The organism is Crossiella sp. S99.2 (assembly GCF_023094165.1).
Lineage (GTDB): Bacteria > Actinomycetota > Actinomycetes > Mycobacteriales > Pseudonocardiaceae > Crossiella.
The window spans coordinates 446985-462953 of the sequence record NZ_JALMDK010000003.1 but is presented as its reverse complement, the minus strand read 5'-3'; the positions used below and the strand labels follow the sequence as shown (position 1 = coordinate 462953).

Annotated in this window: 18 protein-coding genes; 8 read left to right on the top strand and 10 right to left on the bottom strand. The window is 71.4% G+C overall.

Features of this window, described 5'->3' with window-relative positions:
* Positions 1-27: 27 nt before the first annotated feature.
* Complete coding sequence (locus tag MZC64_RS13445) at positions 28-717, bottom strand: TetR/AcrR family transcriptional regulator (protein ID WP_247756851.1); 690 nt, start codon at positions 715-717, stop codon at positions 28-30.
* Positions 718-782: 65 nt separating this feature from the next.
* Between MZC64_RS13445 and MZC64_RS13440 the strand changes: the two genes are divergently transcribed.
* The gene (locus MZC64_RS13440) at positions 783-1895 is read left to right on the top strand and encodes an NAD(P)/FAD-dependent oxidoreductase (RefSeq protein ID WP_247756852.1); all 1113 of its coding nucleotides are present in this window, start codon (positions 783-785) and stop codon (positions 1893-1895) included.
* Between the two features lie 134 nt (positions 1896-2029).
* Here the strand turns inward: MZC64_RS13440 and MZC64_RS13435 are convergent, their stop codons facing one another.
* Positions 2030-2890: an NAD(P)-dependent oxidoreductase gene (locus tag MZC64_RS13435; RefSeq protein WP_247756853.1), complete on the bottom strand. Its 861-nt coding sequence runs from the start codon at positions 2888-2890 to the stop codon at positions 2030-2032.
* 115 nt (positions 2891-3005) lie between these two features.
* Between MZC64_RS13435 and MZC64_RS13430 the strand changes: the two genes are divergently transcribed.
* Entirely contained in the window at positions 3006-3983 is a 978-nt protein-coding gene (locus MZC64_RS13430) for a GlxA family transcriptional regulator (protein ID WP_247756854.1), read from the top strand.
* 49 nt (positions 3984-4032) lie between these two features.
* Positions 4033-4944, top strand: coding sequence for an NADP-dependent oxidoreductase (locus MZC64_RS13425; RefSeq protein WP_247757437.1), 912 nt, complete (start codon positions 4033-4035; stop codon positions 4942-4944).
* A 2-nt stretch (positions 4945-4946) separates the two neighbouring features.
* Here MZC64_RS13425 and MZC64_RS13420 read toward each other — a convergent pair whose 3' ends face one another.
* Entirely contained in the window at positions 4947-5513 is a 567-nt protein-coding gene (locus MZC64_RS13420; RefSeq protein ID WP_247756855.1) for a TetR family transcriptional regulator, read from the bottom strand.
* A gap of 109 nt (positions 5514-5622) precedes the next feature.
* Here MZC64_RS13420 and MZC64_RS13415 point away from each other — a divergent pair, with 109 nt between their 5' ends.
* On the top strand, positions 5623-6471 hold the full coding sequence (locus tag MZC64_RS13415; protein ID WP_247756857.1) for an SDR family oxidoreductase: 849 nt from the start codon (positions 5623-5625) through the stop codon (positions 6469-6471).
* Here the strand turns inward: MZC64_RS13415 and MZC64_RS48640 are convergent.
* Positions 6443-6898, bottom strand: coding sequence for an Lrp/AsnC family transcriptional regulator (locus MZC64_RS48640; protein ID WP_185005066.1), 456 nt, complete (start codon positions 6896-6898; stop codon positions 6443-6445). The genes MZC64_RS13415 and MZC64_RS48640 overlap by 29 nt on opposite strands.
* A gap of 113 nt (positions 6899-7011) precedes the next feature.
* On the opposite strand from MZC64_RS48640, the gene MZC64_RS13405 reads away from it, so the two are divergent.
* The gene (locus MZC64_RS13405) at positions 7012-7623 is read left to right on the top strand and encodes a LysE family translocator (protein ID WP_247756858.1); all 612 of its coding nucleotides are present in this window, start codon (positions 7012-7014) and stop codon (positions 7621-7623) included.
* A gap of 60 nt (positions 7624-7683) precedes the next feature.
* Here MZC64_RS13405 and MZC64_RS13400 read toward each other — a convergent pair whose 3' ends face one another.
* Positions 7684-8538 (bottom strand): alpha/beta fold hydrolase, encoded by an 855-nt coding sequence (locus tag MZC64_RS13400; protein ID WP_247756859.1) that lies wholly within the window; start codon positions 8536-8538, stop codon positions 7684-7686.
* Positions 8535-8966 carry a helix-turn-helix domain-containing protein gene (locus MZC64_RS13395; RefSeq protein ID WP_247756860.1) on the bottom strand — a complete coding sequence of 144 codons (432 nt, stop codon included), beginning with the start codon at positions 8964-8966 and terminating at the stop codon, positions 8535-8537. Before MZC64_RS13395 ends, MZC64_RS13400 begins: the two co-directional genes overlap by 4 nt.
* A gap of 221 nt (positions 8967-9187) precedes the next feature.
* Between MZC64_RS13395 and MZC64_RS13390 the strand changes: the two genes are divergently transcribed.
* Positions 9188-9766: an SRPBCC domain-containing protein gene (locus MZC64_RS13390; RefSeq protein WP_247756861.1), complete on the top strand. Its 579-nt coding sequence runs from the start codon at positions 9188-9190 to the stop codon at positions 9764-9766.
* Here MZC64_RS13390 and MZC64_RS13385 read toward each other — a convergent pair.
* The 3 genes from MZC64_RS13385 to MZC64_RS13375 all read right to left on the bottom strand — a co-directional run bounded on the left by MZC64_RS13385 (position 9763) and on the right by MZC64_RS13375 (position 14305).
* Positions 9763-12234: a DEAD/DEAH box helicase gene (locus MZC64_RS13385; protein ID WP_374205742.1), complete on the bottom strand. Its 2472-nt coding sequence runs from the start codon at positions 12232-12234 to the stop codon at positions 9763-9765. The genes MZC64_RS13390 and MZC64_RS13385 overlap by 4 nt on opposite strands.
* 90 nt (positions 12235-12324) lie before the next feature.
* Positions 12325-13086 carry a crotonase/enoyl-CoA hydratase family protein gene (locus tag MZC64_RS13380; RefSeq protein WP_247756862.1) on the bottom strand — a complete coding sequence of 254 codons (762 nt, stop codon included), beginning with the start codon at positions 13084-13086 and terminating at the stop codon, positions 12325-12327.
* A 16-nt stretch (positions 13087-13102) separates the two neighbouring features.
* Entirely contained in the window at positions 13103-14305 is a 1203-nt protein-coding gene (locus tag MZC64_RS13375; RefSeq protein ID WP_247756863.1) for a lipase family protein, read from the bottom strand.
* A 59-nt stretch (positions 14306-14364) separates the two neighbouring features.
* Here MZC64_RS13375 and MZC64_RS13370 point away from each other — a divergent pair, with 59 nt between their 5' ends.
* Positions 14365-15099 (top strand): TetR/AcrR family transcriptional regulator, encoded by a 735-nt coding sequence (locus tag MZC64_RS13370; protein ID WP_247756864.1) that lies wholly within the window; start codon positions 14365-14367, stop codon positions 15097-15099.
* On the opposite strand, the gene MZC64_RS13365 is transcribed toward MZC64_RS13370, so the two are convergent.
* A complete protein-coding gene (locus MZC64_RS13365; protein WP_247756865.1) occupies positions 15041-15625 on the bottom strand; it encodes a TetR/AcrR family transcriptional regulator in 585 nt (194 codons plus the stop codon). The genes MZC64_RS13370 and MZC64_RS13365 overlap by 59 nt on opposite strands.
* A gap of 86 nt (positions 15626-15711) precedes the next feature.
* Here MZC64_RS13365 and MZC64_RS13360 point away from each other — a divergent pair, with 86 nt between their 5' ends.
* Positions 15712-15942, top strand: a complete 231-nt coding sequence (locus MZC64_RS13360) for a hypothetical protein (RefSeq protein ID WP_247756866.1) — start codon at positions 15712-15714, stop codon at positions 15940-15942.
* Positions 15943-15969 lie beyond the last annotated feature (27 nt).

The window sequence follows — 15969 nt, the reverse complement described above, 5'->3', positions numbered from 1 at the left end:
GGGGGAGTCCAACCACTAACGCCGGGTCTACCCCTTCGGGCGGAGCCCGTGCACCCCGGCGAGCACCAGATCGACGCCGGCCAGGAACTGCTCGCGGTCGTCGTGCTCACGCATCTGCCCGGCCACGGCCCGCAGGAACGAGTACTCCTCGGGATCGAGCTTGTCCCACTCCGCCTCGGCGGTCGCCAGGAACTCGGCCCGGTCGGCATCTGGTCCGAGCACTCCGGCGTTCGCGGCGTTCTGGCCCGCGGCGCCGAGGATGTAGTGCACCAGTGCGGAGGTCGCGGTGAACCAGCTGTGCTCGGGCACGTCGAGCGCGCGGATCTGGCGGCCGATGCGCTCGAAGATCCGCGGTGTCACCGCGCCCCACGGGTTGCCGGAGAGCTGCGCGGAGAGCTGGGTGGCCAGCCACGGATGCTGCTCGATCGCCTCGAACAGACCGAGCGCGACCGCCCGGATCTCCGCCTGCGGCGAGTCTGCGGGTTCGGTGGTCAGGGCGGCGGTGATGACGGCCTCGGTCGCGGCGCCGACCAGCTCGCCCTTGTTCGCCACATGCCAGTAGATCGCCCCCGGCCCGGTGGCCAGGCGCTCGGTCAGCACCCGGAAGGTCAGCCCGCTCTCGCCGGCCGCGTCGAGCAGTTCGACGGCGGCGGCCACGATGCGCTCCCGGGAGAGCGCCTCGGTACGTCGCTGGGACCGGCCCGACCGCGTTGCCATGCCGCCATCTTGACACATCTGGAATGTCGTTCCAACATTGGAACGACATTCCAGAGAGGGGTTTCATGGCCACCCACGTCACGATCATCGGCGCCGGACTCGGCGGACTCACCCTGGCCCGGGTGCTGCACCTGCACGGGATTCCGGCCACCGTCTACGAGGCCGAGCCCGCGCCGAGCGCCCGAGCGCAGGGCGGCATGCTCGACATCCACGACTACAACGGCCAGCTCGCGTTACAGGCCGCGGACCTGATGGACGAGTTCCGCGGCCTGATCCTGGACGGCCGCCAGGCAATGCGGATCCTCGACCGCGACGGAACCGTGCTGTTCGAGAAGGTCGACGACGGCACCGGCGGCCGCCCCGAGGTGCAGCGCGGTGACCTGCGTCAGCTGCTCCTCGACTCGCTCCCCGCCGGGACCGTCCGCTGGGGCCACCAGGTCAGCGCCGCCCGCACCCTCGACGACGGCCGGCACGAGGTGACCTTCGCCGACGGCGATACCGTCCGCACCGGCCTGCTGATCGGCGCGGACGGCGCGTGGTCCCGGATCCGTCCGCTGCTCTCCGCCGCCACCCCCGAATACACCGGCACCTCCTTCGTCGAGACCTACCTGTTCCAGGCCGACACCCGGCACTCCGCCGCGGCGAAAGCGGTCGGCGGCGGGTCGCTGATGGCTGTCGGACCGGACCGGGAGATCCACGCGCACCGGGAAAGCGGCGACACCCTGCACACCTACGTGCTGCTCACCAGGCCCCTGGACTGGTTCGCCGCCATCGATTTCACCGATGCCGCCGCGGCCACCGCCCGGATCGCCCAGGAGTTCCACGATTGGACCCCCGAGCTGACCGCGCTGATCACCGACGGCGACACCGCGCCGGTCCACCGCCCGCACTACGCGTTGCCGGAGGAGCATCGGTGGGACCGGCTGCCGGGGGTGACCCTGCTCGGCGACGCCGCCCACCTCACCGCCCCCAACGGCGAAGGCGCGAACCTGGCCATGCTCGACGGCGCCGACCTCGGCCAGGCCCTGGCCGCACACCCCGGCGACGTCGAGTCCGCGCTCACCGCCTACGAACAGACCATGTTCCCGCGCACCGCCGACACCGAAGCCGATACCGCCCGGCTCCAGCAGTCCCTCTTCGGCGACGAGGCCCCGCCCGCCCGGCAAACCCGTCCCTGACTCGCCGGCGTGTTGGCCGTTGTCGTACCCAGTCTTGGCCGAACTCGTACCACTTGGGCCAACTGGTACGCCCACTTTGGCCAACTCGGCGTACCAGTTGGGCCAACTCGCCGTCCAGAACGGCCAACACGGAGTTAGGCGGAGCGGAGCAGTTCGATGACCCGGGCCCAGCCGTCGCTGCCGTGGCCCTGGGCGACCGCGCGCTTCGCGTAGTCCCGCAACAACTTCGGCAGCGCGGCGTCGATGCCGCGGACCTCGCTGGCGTGCACCAGGTGCTCGATGGTGGCCGCCTGCACGTCGATGGTCGCGTCAAAGCCGGGGTAGGCGCGCTCGTCGACCTGCTGGGCGTAGGCGTTGACGAAACCGCTGACATCGCCGAGCCAGCGGATGGCCAGGGGAGTGAACTCGGCGGCGGTGGCGCCGTCGGCGGTGACCAGCGCGGCGGCGTGCAGCCAGCCGGTCATGGTCGCCCACATGATCCCCAGCAGCGCGGTGTCATACAGCGAGGCCACGCCGGGGTCCTCGCCGAGGTGGATCGCCTCGCCGAAGGCGGACAGCAGTTTCTCGGAGTCGGTGAAGGCGGTCCGGGGGCCGCTGTAGAGCAGCATGGAGGCCGGGTTGCCGATGCCGGGCGGGGTGATCATGATCCCGCCGTCGAGGTAGCCGATCCCGTGCCGCGCCGCCCAGGCCGCGGTCTCGCGGGCCTGTTCGGGGGAGCCGGAGGTGAGGTTGACCAGGGTGCGCCCGGCCAGGGTGGCCGGGTCCAGGATCTCGTGCAGGGCCGGGTAGTCGAGCACGCAGGCGATGATCACCGGGCTGGCGGCCTGAGCCTGCGCCGCGGTGGCCGCGACCTGCGCGCCCTCGGCGGCCAGGGCGGTGCTCTTGGCGGTGGTGCGGTTCCACACGGTAGTCTGGTGACCGGCGCGCAGCAATGCGGCGGCCAATGCCGAGCCCATCTGACCCAGGCCCAGCACGGTCACATCGGAGTGAGGCATGATGTTGTCCCCCAAGGGTTTCGCTGACTGACCCGATCAGCCTCACACCCGCCGTTCTCGATCAACAGTGGCAGAAATGCCGACATCCGCACGATTACTGCCATAGGCTGGCGGCATGACCGTGGGAACCGTGGCGATCCTGGTGACCGATGACCACGCGCCCACGCTGTGGGACGTCTACGAGGTCGGCCTGGCCTGCGTGGTCTTCGGCGTCGAGTACCCCGACCTGGCCGACCCCTGGTACCAGATGCGCCTGTGCGGCACCCGCCCCGACCTGCCCCGGGCCGGCCGCGGCTTCGTGCTCAACCCCGAACACGGCCTGGAGGGCCTGCACGGCGCGGACACCATCCTGGTGCCCTCGGTCCCCGAAGCCGTGCTCAACGGCGCCGAACCCCTGGATCCGTTGCTGGTCAAGGAACTCCAGGCCGCCGCGGACAACGGCGCCCGGATCGCCGCGCTGTGCAACGGCGCGTTCGTGCTCGCCGAGGCCGGGCTGCTGGACGGCCGCCGGGCCACCGCGCACTGGTCCTACACCGCCGAACTCGCCCGCCGCTATCCCAAGGTCGAGGTCGACGATTCGGTGCTCTACATCGACGAGGGCCAGATCCTGACCAGCGCGGGCGCGGCCGCCGGACTCGACCTGTGCCTGTACCTGGTGCGCCAGGACCTCGGCGCGCACGTGGCCAACCAGCTCGCCCGGCGGCTGTGCGTGCCCGCGCACCGCACCGGCGGCCAGGCCCAGTTCGTCACCCGGCACGTGCCCGCCACCGACGACGACAGCATCGCCCCGGTGCTGGAATGGGCCACCCATCACCTGGACCGCCCGTTGACCGTGGCGGAGTTGGCCCGCCGCGCCGGGATGAGTCAGCGCACCTTCTTCCGCCGCCTGCACGAAGCCACCGGCACCACCCCGCTGCAATGGCTGCTCAGCCAGCGCCTCGCACACGCCCAGGCCCTGCTGGAGACCACGGCGCTCTCGGTCGAACAGGTCGGCGAACGCTGCGGACTCGGCTCGGGGGCGAACCTGCGCCGGCATTTCACCGCGCACGTCGGCGTCGCACCCACCGACTACCGGCGCGCCTTCACCGCTTGACCTCGACCTAACTGGAGGTAGTGGACTTCCAGTCATGACAACCAAAACAATGCGGGCCGCCGCGGCCACCAGGTTCGGCGGGATCGAAGTCCTGGACGTGGTGGAGATCCCGCTGCCGGAACCGGGCCCCGGTCAGGTCCGGGTGCGCGTGCGGGCGGCCGGGATCCAGCCCTTCGATCTGGCTGTGCGCGCCGGCTGGACCCCGCCCTACGGCTCGGTGACCTTTCCCCAGCCGCTGGGCAACGAGTTCGCCGGGGTGATCGACGCGGTGGGGGAGCAGGTCACCGGGATCGAACCGGGCGCGGAGGTGCTGGGCTTCTCCGTGCTCAACGCCCAGGCCGAGTACGTGGTGGTCCCGGCCGACGCGATCACCCCCAAACCGCCGGAGATGCCCTGGGAGGTCGCCGGTGGCTTCACCGCGGGCACCCAGACCGCCACCCTCGCCCTGGACCAGCTCGACATCAAACCCGGGGACACCGTGCTGGTGCACGCCGCCGCCGGTTCGGTCGGCACCGCCGCCGTACAGCTTGCCCAGTTGCGCGGCGCCAAGGTGATCGGCACCGCCAGTGCCGCCAACCAGGACTACCTGCGCTCCCTGGGTGCCACCCCGGTGATCTACGGCGAGACCCTGGCCGCCCAGCTCAAGGACCTCGTCCCGGACGGGGTGGACGCGGTGCTCGACGGCGCCGGGGGAGCAGCCCTGGACCTGTCCCTGACCCTGGTCGCCAACCCGCAGCAGATCGTCACCCTGGTGGAACACGGCAAGGCGGCTGACCTGGGAGTTCAGCTCGTCAACGGCACCAGGTCCGCCGAACGCCTCGGCACCCTCGCCACGCTCTACGCCGAGGGCAAGCTCCAGTTCCCGGTCCGCCGGGCCTACCCGATGCACCAGATCCAGGACGCCCACCGCGAGGTCGAGACCGGCCACGGCCGCGGCAAGGTCGTGCTGACCCTGGACTGAGATCAGCCGCCGACGAGGCGGCGCACGGCTTCCCGGATCGCCTCCCGGTGCCGGGACACCCGCGCCGCCTCATCGTCCGCACTCTCGGTCACTGCGGCGCCGAAGTGGGTGAACCAGGCCATCGCCAGCCCGATCACCAGGATCAGCAGGTCCTCCGGATCCAGCCCGGCGTCCACGGAGCCCGCCTGCTGCGCGGCGGCGAGGGGCGCCTGCTTGTACGCGAGATCCGCCATCCGCTCGGCCGCGGTCAATGGCCGTTCCAGCTGCCGCCAGGAGTTGAGCCGCAACACATCCTGGTTGACCAGCAGCGCGTCGAAGAGCCGGACCGCGTAGTCCGGCAGATCCTCCGGGGTGAACGGGACCAGATCGGAGATGGCCGCGGTGGAGCGGGCCAGGACGATGTCGAACAGCTCGTCCTTGTTGCCGAAGTAGACGTAGATCAGCCGCTTGTTCGCCTTGGCCTGCTCCGCGATCCGGTCCACCCGGGCGCCGGCGATGCCGTAGCGGGTGAACTCGGCACTGGCCGCGTCCAGCAGACGGGCCTTGGTCGCGGTGGAGTCCGGTGGCATACCGGGAGCCTACCCGGTCAACAGGGGTAACTAACCGGTTATGGACACAATCCGGATCCTGTGCTTATCTGTAACTACCCAGTTAGGTACGTCTCCTGAAGAGGTCCCCATGTCTGCCAGCACCTGGTTCATCACCGGCACCTCCACCGGCTTCGGCCGCGTGCTCACCGAACAACTCCTGGCCCGCGGCCACCGGGTCGCGGCCACCCTGCGCCGCCCCGAACAGCTCGACGAACTCGCCGCCCGCCACGGCGAGCAGCTGTGGGTGCGCCGCCTGGACGTCACCGACACCGCCGAACTGCGCGCGGTGGTCGACGCGGCCTTCGCCGAGCTGGGCCGGATCGACGTGGTGGTCAGCAACGCGGGCTACGGCGTGCTCGGCGCCACCGAGGAGTTCACCGACGAGCAGCTCACCCGCCAGCTGGACACCAACCTGCTCGGCTCCATCCAGCTCGCCCGCGCCGCGCTGCCGCACCTGCGCGCCCAGGGTGGCGGGCACCTGGTGCAGCTCTCCAGCATGGGCGGCCAGATGGCCTTCGCCGGGTCCAGCCCGTACCACGCCAGCAAATGGGGCATCGAAGGCTTCTACGAGAGCCTGGCTCCGGAGATCGCCCCGTTCGGCATCCGCACCACCCTGGTCGAGCCCGGCGGCACCGCCACCGAGTTCATCGGCGCGGGCATGGCGGTGACCGAGGAAATGCCGGCCTACGCCGACGGCCCGGTGGCCCAGCTGCGCGCACTGCTCTCCGGCAGCGGCGACTACGAGTTCGGCGACCCGGCCCGCTACGCCGAGGCGATCATCGAGGCGGTGGCCAGCCCGGAACCGCCGACCCGGCTGCTGCTGGGCGCGGACGCCTACGAGCAGGTCACCACCGCGCTGGCGGCCCGGCTGGCCCAGGCCGAGGCGCAGCGGGAGACCGCGATCGGCCTCAGGAAGCCGGCAGCGACCGGTCGTTGACCACCCGCTTCATCACCAGGGTGGAGTTGAGCCGCTGCACCCCGGGCAGCGCGGAGAGCACATCGTCCTCCAGCTGCTGGTAAGCGGCCAGGTCGGCGGTGACGATCCGCAGCAGGTAGTCGGGATCACCGAAAAGGCGTTGGGCCAGCAGCACATTCGGGATCCGGGTGAGCGCGTCCTCGAAACTCAGCAGCGTCTCCCGGTCCTCCTGGCGCATGGTGACGAAGACCAGCGCCTCGAAGTTCAGGCCCAGCGCCGCCGGGTCCACCACCGCGCGGTACCCGCGGATGGTGCCATCGCGTTCCAGCGCCCGCAGCCGCCGGTGACAGGGCGACACGCTCAGCTGGACGCGCTGGGCCAGCTCGGTGAGCGTCAATCGCCCCTCCTCCTGCAACACGGCAAGGATCTTCCGGTCTACAGCGTCCACGGGGAAGATTCTTCCACAAACGTTGTGGCCAGCGACAATAGTTGGAAGCACCTTTGGCGAGTTGACGCATAGCTTTTCAGGCACACCCGGTCCCCGCGGAAAGAAGAAGCCCCGTGCCTGTCGCTTCCCTGCTCGCCTTCTGGGGCGTGGCCGCCCTGCTCATCGCGGTGCCCGGCCCCGACTGGGCCTTCGCCATCAACGCCGGCCTGCGCCGCCAGGTGCTCCCGGCCGCCGGCGGCATCGTGCTCGGCTACCTGGCGATGACCCTGGTCGTCGCGGCTGGCCTGGGCCTGGTCATTTCCGCCACCCCGGCGGCGCTGGCCACGCTGACCATCGCCGGCGGGGTGTACCTGGTGTGGCTGGGCTCCAAGATCGTCCGGAGTCCGGCCACACCACCCGGCGCGGCCGTGCCCCAGCCCGGCGGCAAGCTGCGCACAGTCGCCCAGGGCATGGCCGTCAGCGGCCTCAACCCCAAGGGCCTACTGGTTTTCGTGGCCATGCTGCCCCAGTTCACCGACCCCGCCGCGAGCTGGCCGCTACCCCTCCAGCTCGCCGCCCTGGGCCTGACCTTCACCGCCACCTGCGGCGCGGTGTACCTGGCGGTCGGCGCCGCCGCCGACGGCCTGCTGCGCGCCCGGCCAGCGGCCGCCCGCCTGGTCTCCCGGATCTCCGGCGTGGCAATGATCCTCATCGGCGCCCTGCTGTTGCTGGAACGGCTGCTCTGAGAACCTGGCCAGAAGTCCGGTCCGTAACCCCTCCAGCGACGGCCGACGCCGGCAACCCGCTCAGGTGCGGGACGCCGGCGCGGTGCGCAGGAACTCCAGCACCGGCAAGCAGGCCATCGGCACGTAGTGGCCGGTCCCCGGCGACAGGTACACCTTCGCCTGCGGCACGAACTCGGCCAGCCTGCTCCGGGTCTGCGCCGAGTCCAGCAGCACGTCCCGCCCGCCGATCCCGACCAGCATCGGCATGTCCAGGCCACTCAGTTCCGCGTCGGTGGCCACCGAGATCCGGTCCGTGCGTGGCCGGAAGTTCCGGTTGACGAAGAGCAGGTACTCCTCGACCTCCGCGGGCAGCGTCGTCGTGCCCATGATCATCCGGAACAGCTTGCGCCGCCCGGCTTCGCCCTGCAGGCCGAACCACAGCGCCTTGGGCAGCCAGCCGAAAGTCTGCCTGCCGATGCCGCTGGGGCTCAGCAACGCCAGCCGTTCCACCTGGTCCGGCCGGTGCACCGCCTGGTCCAGCGCGATCCGCCCGCCCAGGGAACTGGCCACGAACGCGGCTCGCCGCACCCCCAGCGCGCCGAGCACCTCCGTCAGCCAGCGCACGTGTCCGCCGGAGGTCAGCGGCATCCGGTTCGGGTTGCTCAGGCCGGGTTCGCCAGGGATGTCGATGGCGTGCAGCCGGAAGTGCTGGGACCACTCCGCGGCCACCTCCAGCCAGGCGCCGGCATTGCCGCTGGAACCGTGCAACAGCACCAGCGGCGGTGCTTCGGCAGGGCCGCTGGAGATGACGAAGGTGTCACCGTCCGAAGTGGACACCGTCTCCTGGTCGGCCGGGACCGGCCAGCGGCTCAGCAGGGCGCGGTAGCGCTCGACGAGCAGGCGTTCGCTGTCCGGGGTGCGGTAAATGCCGCTCATCGGGTCAGCAGGTGGTTGACGAGGTCGAGCAGGGCGGCGGTGTCGCCGACCGGCCCGTTGAGGATGATCTTCATGCTGGCCCGTTCCTGGTCGTAGTAGGTCTGCACCCGCATCGGCTGCGCGTTGAAGTCGCGGCCCTGCAGGGAGCCGGTGATGGCGCCGCTGACCGCGCTCATCAACTCGAAGCTGATCGCCTCGATCTGCACCACGGTGGAAGCCTCGGCGTGCCGGTGCCGCACCGCGGTGTCCCTGGCCGGCGGTTCCGCGGTGCGGCCGGTGAAGGCCTCCAGGTCCCGGCGGGCGATGCGGTACTGCTTGCCGATCCGGACCGCCTTGAGCCGTCCCTCACGCACGTAGTTGCGCACGGTCTTCACGTGCAGCCCGAGCACGTCGGCGACGTGATCCACGGTGTACAGCTCGTCGTCCACAACAACTCCCTTGGTTCCCGTACGAACGCCACCATAGCACGTGATAGGGAAGATTAGGGAAGTATGGGGCAGTCTTGGTGGCCGAGCGGTGAATTCCGGCGGTCAGGCTGGTCTGACTCAGTGCGGAACATGGCCCTGACTAGGCATCGGAGGCGACAATGCGCACTACCGGCAAGACTGTTCAGGCTGGGGTTTCTTCCCCCCGAACGAGGCTGAGGACCATGACCAAGAAGGACGACGCCGTCCGCACCGCGACCGGCCGTGACTGGACCGAGTGGCTCTCCCTGCTGGATGCCGCGGGCGCCGCCGACTGGGACCACAAGGGCATCGTCGCGCACCTGGCCGCGGTGTACCCGCAGGTCAGCAGCTGGTGGCAGCAGTCGATCACGGTGGCTTACGAGCAGGCGCGCGGCAAGCGGGCGGTCGGGCAGACACCGACGGGGTTCCAGGTCGGCGTGCAGCGCAGTGTGTCCGCGGGTGCGGACGTGGTGTGGAAGGTGATCACCGAGCGCCCGGAGCTGTGGCTGGGCGGCCCGGTCCGCTTCGAGCCGGGCAACCGGTACGAGGGCGGCGGGGTCAGCGGCGAGATCCGGGTGGTCAAACCGGTGGACCGGGTCCGCTTCACCTGGCAGCCCGCCGGCTGGGACACTCCGGCGACGGTGCAGGTCAGCCTGCTCGGCGAGGGTAAGACCGCGGTGCACGCCCAGGTGGAGAAGCTGCCGGACGCCGAGGCCCGGGAGTGGGCGCGTGAGCAGTGGCGGGCCGCCCTGGACCGCATCGCCGCCGAGGCCGGCGCTTAGCGGCGCAGCTCGACCAGGTCGGCCAGTTCGGCGTCGGTGAGTTCGGTGAAGGCGGCCTCGCCGGCGGAGAGCACCGAGTCGGCCAGGTCCTTCTTGGCCGCGATCAGCTCGGCGATCCGGTCCTCCACCGTGCCCTCGGCGATCAGCCGGTGCACCTGGACGGGACGGGTCTGGCCGATCCGGTAGGCGCGGTCGGTGGCCTGGTCCTCCACCGCCGGGTTCCACCACCGGTCGTAGTGCACCACGTGATCGGCCCTGGTGAGGTTGAGCCCGGTGCCGGCGGCCTTGAGCGACAACAGGAACACCGGCACCTCGCCGTCCTGGAACCGCTGTACCAGCTGCTCGCGCTGCGGCACCGGGGTGCCGCCGTGCAGCAGCTGGGTTGGGATGCCGCGGGCGGCCAGGTGTTGTTCGAGCAGGCGGGCCATGGTCACGTACTGGGTGAAGACCAGCACCGCACCGTCCTCGGCCAGGATGGTCGCCAGGAGTTCGTCGAGCAGCTCCAGCTTGCCGGAGCGGTTCTCCAGCTTGGGGTCGGTCTCCTTGAGGAACTGCGCCGGGTGGTTGCAGATCTGCTTGAGCGCGATCAGCAGCGAGACGATCCGGCCCCGCCGTGCCATCGGCCCGTCGCTGTCCTTGATCGCGGCCAGGCTCTCCCGCACGGTCGCCTGGTAGAGCGCGGCCTGTTCCCTGGTCAGCGAGACCGGCTGGTCGGTCTCGGCCTTGGGCGGCAGCTCGGGGGCGATGCCGGGATCGGATTTGCGGCGGCGCAACAGGAATGGCCGGACTAGGCGGGCGAATCGGTCGGCCACCGCGGTGTCCTTGGCGCCCTCGATCCGTTTGGCCCACCGGGTGCGGAAGGCGGGCAGGGTGCCGAGCAGCCCCGGCGTGGTCCAGTCCAGCACGGCCCACAGTTCGGCGAGGGTGTTCTCCACCGGGGTGCCGGTCAGCGCGACCCGCGCCGGGGCCGGGATGGTGCGCAACGCCTTGGCCGTGCCCGAGCGCGGGTTCTTCACGTGCTGGGCCTCATCGGCGACCACCAGACCCCAGGAGAACCCGGCCAGCACGGCGGAGTCCAGGCGCATGGTGCCGTAGGTGGTGAGCACGAACCCACCCTCCACACCGTCCAGAGTCCGCGCGTTCCCGTGGTACCGGCGGACTTCGACCCCGGGTGCGAACCGGTGGATCTCCCGCTCCCAGTTGCCCAGCAGCGAGGCCGGGCACACCACCAGCGTCGGCCCGGGAAAGTCGTTGCGGCGGTGCAGGTGCAGCGCGATCACCGTGATCGTCTTGCCCAGCCCCATGTCATCGGCCAGGCAGCCGCCGAGTCCGAGTTCGGTCATCCGGGCCAGCCAGCGCAACCCGCGCAGCTGGTAGTCCCGCAGGGTCGCGGCCAGTTCGGCCGGTGGCTGCACGGGTTCGCGGCCGGTGTCGGGCTCGGCGATCCGCCCGCGCATCTGCTCCAGCCACCCGCCGGCCCGCACCGGCAGCCGCTGCCCGGCCACCACCGCCGACCCGGTGAGCGCGACCTCCAGGGCGTCCATCCCGCCGAGCACCGCGATGGTCGGCTTGTCGGCCTTGCGCCGCAGGTCCGGCGGCACCAGCGTCCACTGGTCGCGCAGCCGCACCACCGGGCGCCGCGATTCGGTGAGCTGTTCCAGTTCGGCCTCGGTCAACGGGTCATCGCCGAGGGCGAGCCGCCAGTGGAAGGCGAAAGCCTTGTCCCCGCCGAAAAACGACGGCCGTTCCGCGGTGGCCGCCACTTCCGCCCGCGCGCTCAGCCCACGCCCCAGCTCCTTGGGCCAGTGCACCTCGATCCCGGGCACTCCGCCGAGTAGCCGCAGCACCTCCTCGTCGGCGAGCTGGATGTCCTCGGGCGCCTCGGTGTCCAGCAGTCGCCCCACCGGTGGCCAGGCCGCCGCGCTGCGCCGGATCGCGGCCAGCACCCCGCCCCTGACCTCCGGCCCCAGCCCGTGCACCCGCCCCGCCCACACTTCGGCGGCATCGGCGACCAGCGCCGGGTCGATGAGACTGTGCACCTGCAGCACCGCGCGGAACAGGCGGGTGCGCCCGAACTCGATCCGCAGCGACACCCGCACCTCGGGCGCCACCGGCGGCTCCGGCTTGGGTTTCCAGGAGGTCAGCTCGGCCAGCGAGGTCAGCGCGGGCAGGGAGGGCAGCACCGGCGCGGCCGCGTTCATGCCGTCGGCCACCGCGTCCAGGAACTCCCGGACCAGGTCCACCGGATCGCCGAACCCGGCCCGTTCCGGCATCGCCTCGGCAAAGCGCCGCACCCGCTCCTCATCGGCCGGGGTCAGCGCGTTGGCCCGGCCCGCGGTGACCAGTTGCAGCCCGAAAACCGCCACCGTGCCCCAGTAGGCCGCGGCCGGATGCGCCGCCGGGTTGCGCCGGGCCCGGCTGAGCACCGGCAACGCCTCGGCCACCGGCAGCCACTCGTCCTCGGCCAGCCGCACCCGCCCGGTGCGCGGCGGCGAGCCGGGCCGGAACTCCGCCACCCACTGCCCGAGTTCTTCCTCAGTCAGCCGCACAACCGATCCCTACTCGAACTCGCCGTGCCGGCCGGCCCCGGCGCTGAACCGCCGCGCGCCGTCCAGGGTGTCCGCGGCCAGGGAGACCAGGCCGTGTCGCAGTTCGGTGGTGATCGCGGCCTCCTCGGTCAGGCCGTCCTGCTCCAGCATGGACAACCGGTCCTGGCGCAGGCAGGTCTGCGGGAACCGGGCCAGTTGCGCGGCCAGTTCCTCGGCCGCCGCCCGCGCTTGCCCCGGCGGCACCACCCGGTTGGCCAGCCCGATCCGCTCGGCCTCGGCCGCGTCCACCGGCCGTCCGGTGAGGATGAGGTCCATCGCCCGGGAGGCGCCGATCAGCCGGGGTAGCCGGACCGTGCCGCCGTCGATCAACGGCACGCCCCAGCGGCGGCAGAACACGCCGAAGGTGGCATCGGCCTCGACCACCCGCAGATCGCACCACAGCGCCAGTTCCAGCCCGCCGGCCACCGCGTACCCGCTGACCGCGGCGATCACCGGCTTGCCCAGCCGCAGCCGGGTCGGGCCCATCGGCCCGTCCCCGTCCGCGCTGACCTGGTTGCCGCGCTCGGTGCCGATCGCGGTGAGATCCGCGCCGGCGCAGAACGTGCCGCCTTCGCCCCACAGCACGGCCACCGCCGCCGCGGGATCGGCGTCGAACTCCCGGAAGGCCGCGGTCAGCGCCGCCGCGGTCGGTCCGTCGACCGCGTTGCGCTTGTCCGGCCGGGACAGCACCACCGTGCTGACCGGCCCTTGCCGCTCCACGCGCACCGACATGCGGAAACCCTAATGGCTAGCAGGTCGTGCCCGCCGCCACCCCGGCGAAGCGGTCCTTGACCCAGCGTGCCTGCTCGGCCGCGGACTCCGGCAGCACCCCGTCATGCCCGCCCGGGTACTCCCGGTAGGTCACCGCCGTGCCCTGCCGGCACTGCTGTTTGGCCTCCGCCGCGATGGTGTCGGCGGCGACGTCCTTGTCCGTGGCCCCGGCGACGACGAAGATCGGCCCGGCCAGGGGAGCGGTGGCGTAGCGGTTGCCCTCGACAAAGGCGCGGGCGGCCGGGTGCGCGGACCAGTTGGGGCGCAACAACTCCCGCGGCGTGCCGGTGCCGCTGACCACCCGGCCGTAGCCCCAGCAGCCCTGGGTCAGGTACTTGTCATAGTCCCGCAGCCCGGCCTCGGTGAGCATGTCAGCGGGCTTGAAGTCCTTGTGCTGCAAGGCAATCGAGCTGGACACATACGCCAGGTACTGGCCCTGCCCCTGGTTGTCCGCCACCCGCTCCTGCAGCCGGTCATACGGGGTGACCGGGGCCAGCGCCACCGAGCCGAGGAACTTCCCGGTTGGCTCGGCCACCTCCTGCCGCGCCACACCCCACACCGTCTGCCCGCCCTGGGAATGCCCGACCGCGACCCAGCGCGCCCCCAGCTCGGGCATCGCTGTGCGCGCCGCGGCGACCGCGTACCGGACATCGCGGGCGTTGGCGGTCAGCGTCAGGTACTCGTGCCCCTCACCCGCGCCCAGTCCCGAGTAGTCCGCGGCCACCACCGCGTAGCCCTGACCGAGCCAGTCGGCGAAAATTTCCGGGTAGTAGAGGTCCTGCATCAGCGAGGGCGCGCACTGCCGGGCCACTCCGCTGGTGCCGTGTGCCCAGGCGATCACCGGCCAGCCCCCGGCCGGCGGCGTCCCGGCCGGGGTGAGCACCGCCGCCGAGGCCGCCACCGGCCGATCCTGGGCCGACCGCGAGTTGTAGACCAGCCGGGTCCCGGTCGCACCGGCCGGGACCCGCCACCCGGTGAACTTCTCCGCGCGCAGCACCCTGCCCGCCGCACCATCCGGGCTGACCTCGTAGAACGCGTCGCGGGGGAGTGCGTTCGCGGCCTCCTCGGCCTTCGCCTGGCCCACCGGATCCGCCGGCGGCGGGGCGCACCCGGCCAGGAGTCCGCCCGCCAGGAGTCCGCCCGCCAGCACCGCCGCCACCCACCGCGCACCGTTTCGCATGCGCCCCAGGAAAGAGATCACCCACGCTAACGTCAATGCCGTTGACATAAGCTCGCCCGGTGCCAGCCAAGCGTGTCCCCGAGCACCGCACCCGCCGCCGTCGCACCCACTCCGGCCAGCTGCTGTCGCCCGAGTTGATCGTGGACACCGCGCTGCGACTGATCGAGTTGCACGGCCCGGACGGCTTGTCCCTGCGCAGGCTCGGCGCGGCCCTGGGCGCGGACGCCACCGCCGTCTACCGCTACTTCACCGGCAAACACGACCTGTTGCTGGCCATCACCGACGAGCTGATCGGCCGCACCTTCACCGGCTACACCCGCACCGGCGACTGCGTCACCGATCTCCGCGCCCTGGGCATCCGGATCTACGAAGCCAACCGCGCCCACCCCCGGGCCGCTGCCCTGGTCACCGCCAGGATCACCGGCCGCGAACACGAGATCGCCGCGGTGGAGACCATCCTGGGCGTCCTGCGCGGCGCCGGTTTCGACCCGGCCACCGCGGTCCGGCACTACCGCTGTTTCATCGGCATCGCACTGTCCTTCGCCGCCCTGGACTCCGCCGTGCACACCACCGATCCCGGGCAGGCCGAGGTCGAGGCGGCGACCTGGCGGGAGGTCTACGACACCCTGCCCGCCCAGCGCTACCCGAACATCACCGCCAGCGCGGCCGAACTCGTCGCGCAGATGCCGGAAACCCCGTTCTACCTGACCCTGGAACTGTTTCTGAGCACGCTCGCTACCGCAGCACCCGGTCCAGGTGGTAGCGCATCGTGTCACTCGCCTCGGCCGCGTTGAGCTGCCCGCAGGCCAGTTCAATGGTCAGCGCGTCGGCCAGCGACCAGATGATCCGCGCCTCCCGCTCCGGATCCAGCCCGGCCGCCCGGCCCTGGGACTGGGCGATCCGCACCACGTAGGCGGCCAGCGCGCGCAGTTCGGCGTTGTCCTGGAAGAGCACGTCGGCGATTTGGGTGTCCTCCATGGCCCGCCCGAGGAAGGCCACGTTGACCCGGATCGCCTGCCGGGTGTCCTGGTCGTCGCCGAGCACCTCGTCCAATGCGGCCCGCAACAGCTGCTCCGGCGACCCGGCCAGTCCGATCAGCCGGTCCGCGATCCGGGTCTCCATCCGCTGCCCGGCCAGTGTCAGCCCGTAGAGCAGCATCGCGTCCTTGGACCGGAAGTAGTGCTGCACCCGCCCGACCGACACGCCGGCCTCGGCCGCCACCTCGCGCACGCTCACCGCCTCCAGCCCGGCGCGGGCGGCCAGCCGCCACAGCGCCTCGGCGATCTGCGCCTTCTGCTCCTCGACATCGGTCCGTGCCACCGGCCCAGCCTACCAATACGTCCGTATTGAAGATCCACGCGGTCTGCCCTACAGTACGACCGTATTGACCCGAGGGAGGAGAGCACATGGCCAAGAGCGTCAGCGCGATCGACGGTGTCCAGGGGGTGATCGCGCTGGTCGGGATCACCTTGGGCGGGGTGCCACTGGTCCGCTGGTTCATCGAGGGGCAGCACAGCGGGCCGTTCCGGTGGCTCTTCGGCGAGCAGACCGGAACCATGGGTTATGTGGCGCCGCTGCTGGTGATCGGGGTCGCGATCGGCCTGATCGCGGTGCTGGAACGGCGCAAGCGGGCCTGAAAATCGCTTGGCCGGGGTCCAATAATC

Coding starts and splice junctions, on each gene's coding strand:
- MZC64_RS13435 (WP_247756853.1), bottom strand. CDS start 2,890: ATGCCTCACTCCGATGTGACCGTGCTGGGCCTGGGTCAGATGGGCTCG.
- MZC64_RS13415 (WP_247756857.1), top strand. CDS start 5,623: ATGTCTGCCAGCACCTGGTTCATCACCGGCACCTCCACCGGCTTCGGC.
- MZC64_RS13380 (WP_247756862.1), bottom strand. CDS start 13,086: ATGTCGGTGCGCGTGGAGCGGCAAGGGCCGGTCAGCACGGTGGTGCTG.
- MZC64_RS13400 (WP_247756859.1), bottom strand. CDS start 8,538: ATGAGCGGCATTTACCGCACCCCGGACAGCGAACGCCTGCTCGTCGAG.
- MZC64_RS13375 (WP_247756863.1), bottom strand. CDS start 14,305: ATGCGAAACGGTGCGCGGTGGGTGGCGGCGGTGCTGGCGGGCGGACTC.
- MZC64_RS13425 (WP_247757437.1), top strand. CDS start 4,033: ATGCGGGCCGCCGCGGCCACCAGGTTCGGCGGGATCGAAGTCCTGGAC.
- MZC64_RS13360 (WP_247756866.1), top strand. CDS start 15,712: ATGGCCAAGAGCGTCAGCGCGATCGACGGTGTCCAGGGGGTGATCGCG.
- MZC64_RS13440 (WP_247756852.1), top strand. CDS start 783: ATGGCCACCCACGTCACGATCATCGGCGCCGGACTCGGCGGACTCACC.
- MZC64_RS13430 (WP_247756854.1), top strand. CDS start 3,006: ATGACCGTGGGAACCGTGGCGATCCTGGTGACCGATGACCACGCGCCC.
- MZC64_RS13390 (WP_247756861.1), top strand. CDS start 9,188: ATGACCAAGAAGGACGACGCCGTCCGCACCGCGACCGGCCGTGACTGG.
- MZC64_RS13420 (WP_247756855.1), bottom strand. CDS start 5,513: ATGCCACCGGACTCCACCGCGACCAAGGCCCGTCTGCTGGACGCGGCC.
- MZC64_RS13445 (WP_247756851.1), bottom strand. CDS start 717: ATGGCAACGCGGTCGGGCCGGTCCCAGCGACGTACCGAGGCGCTCTCC.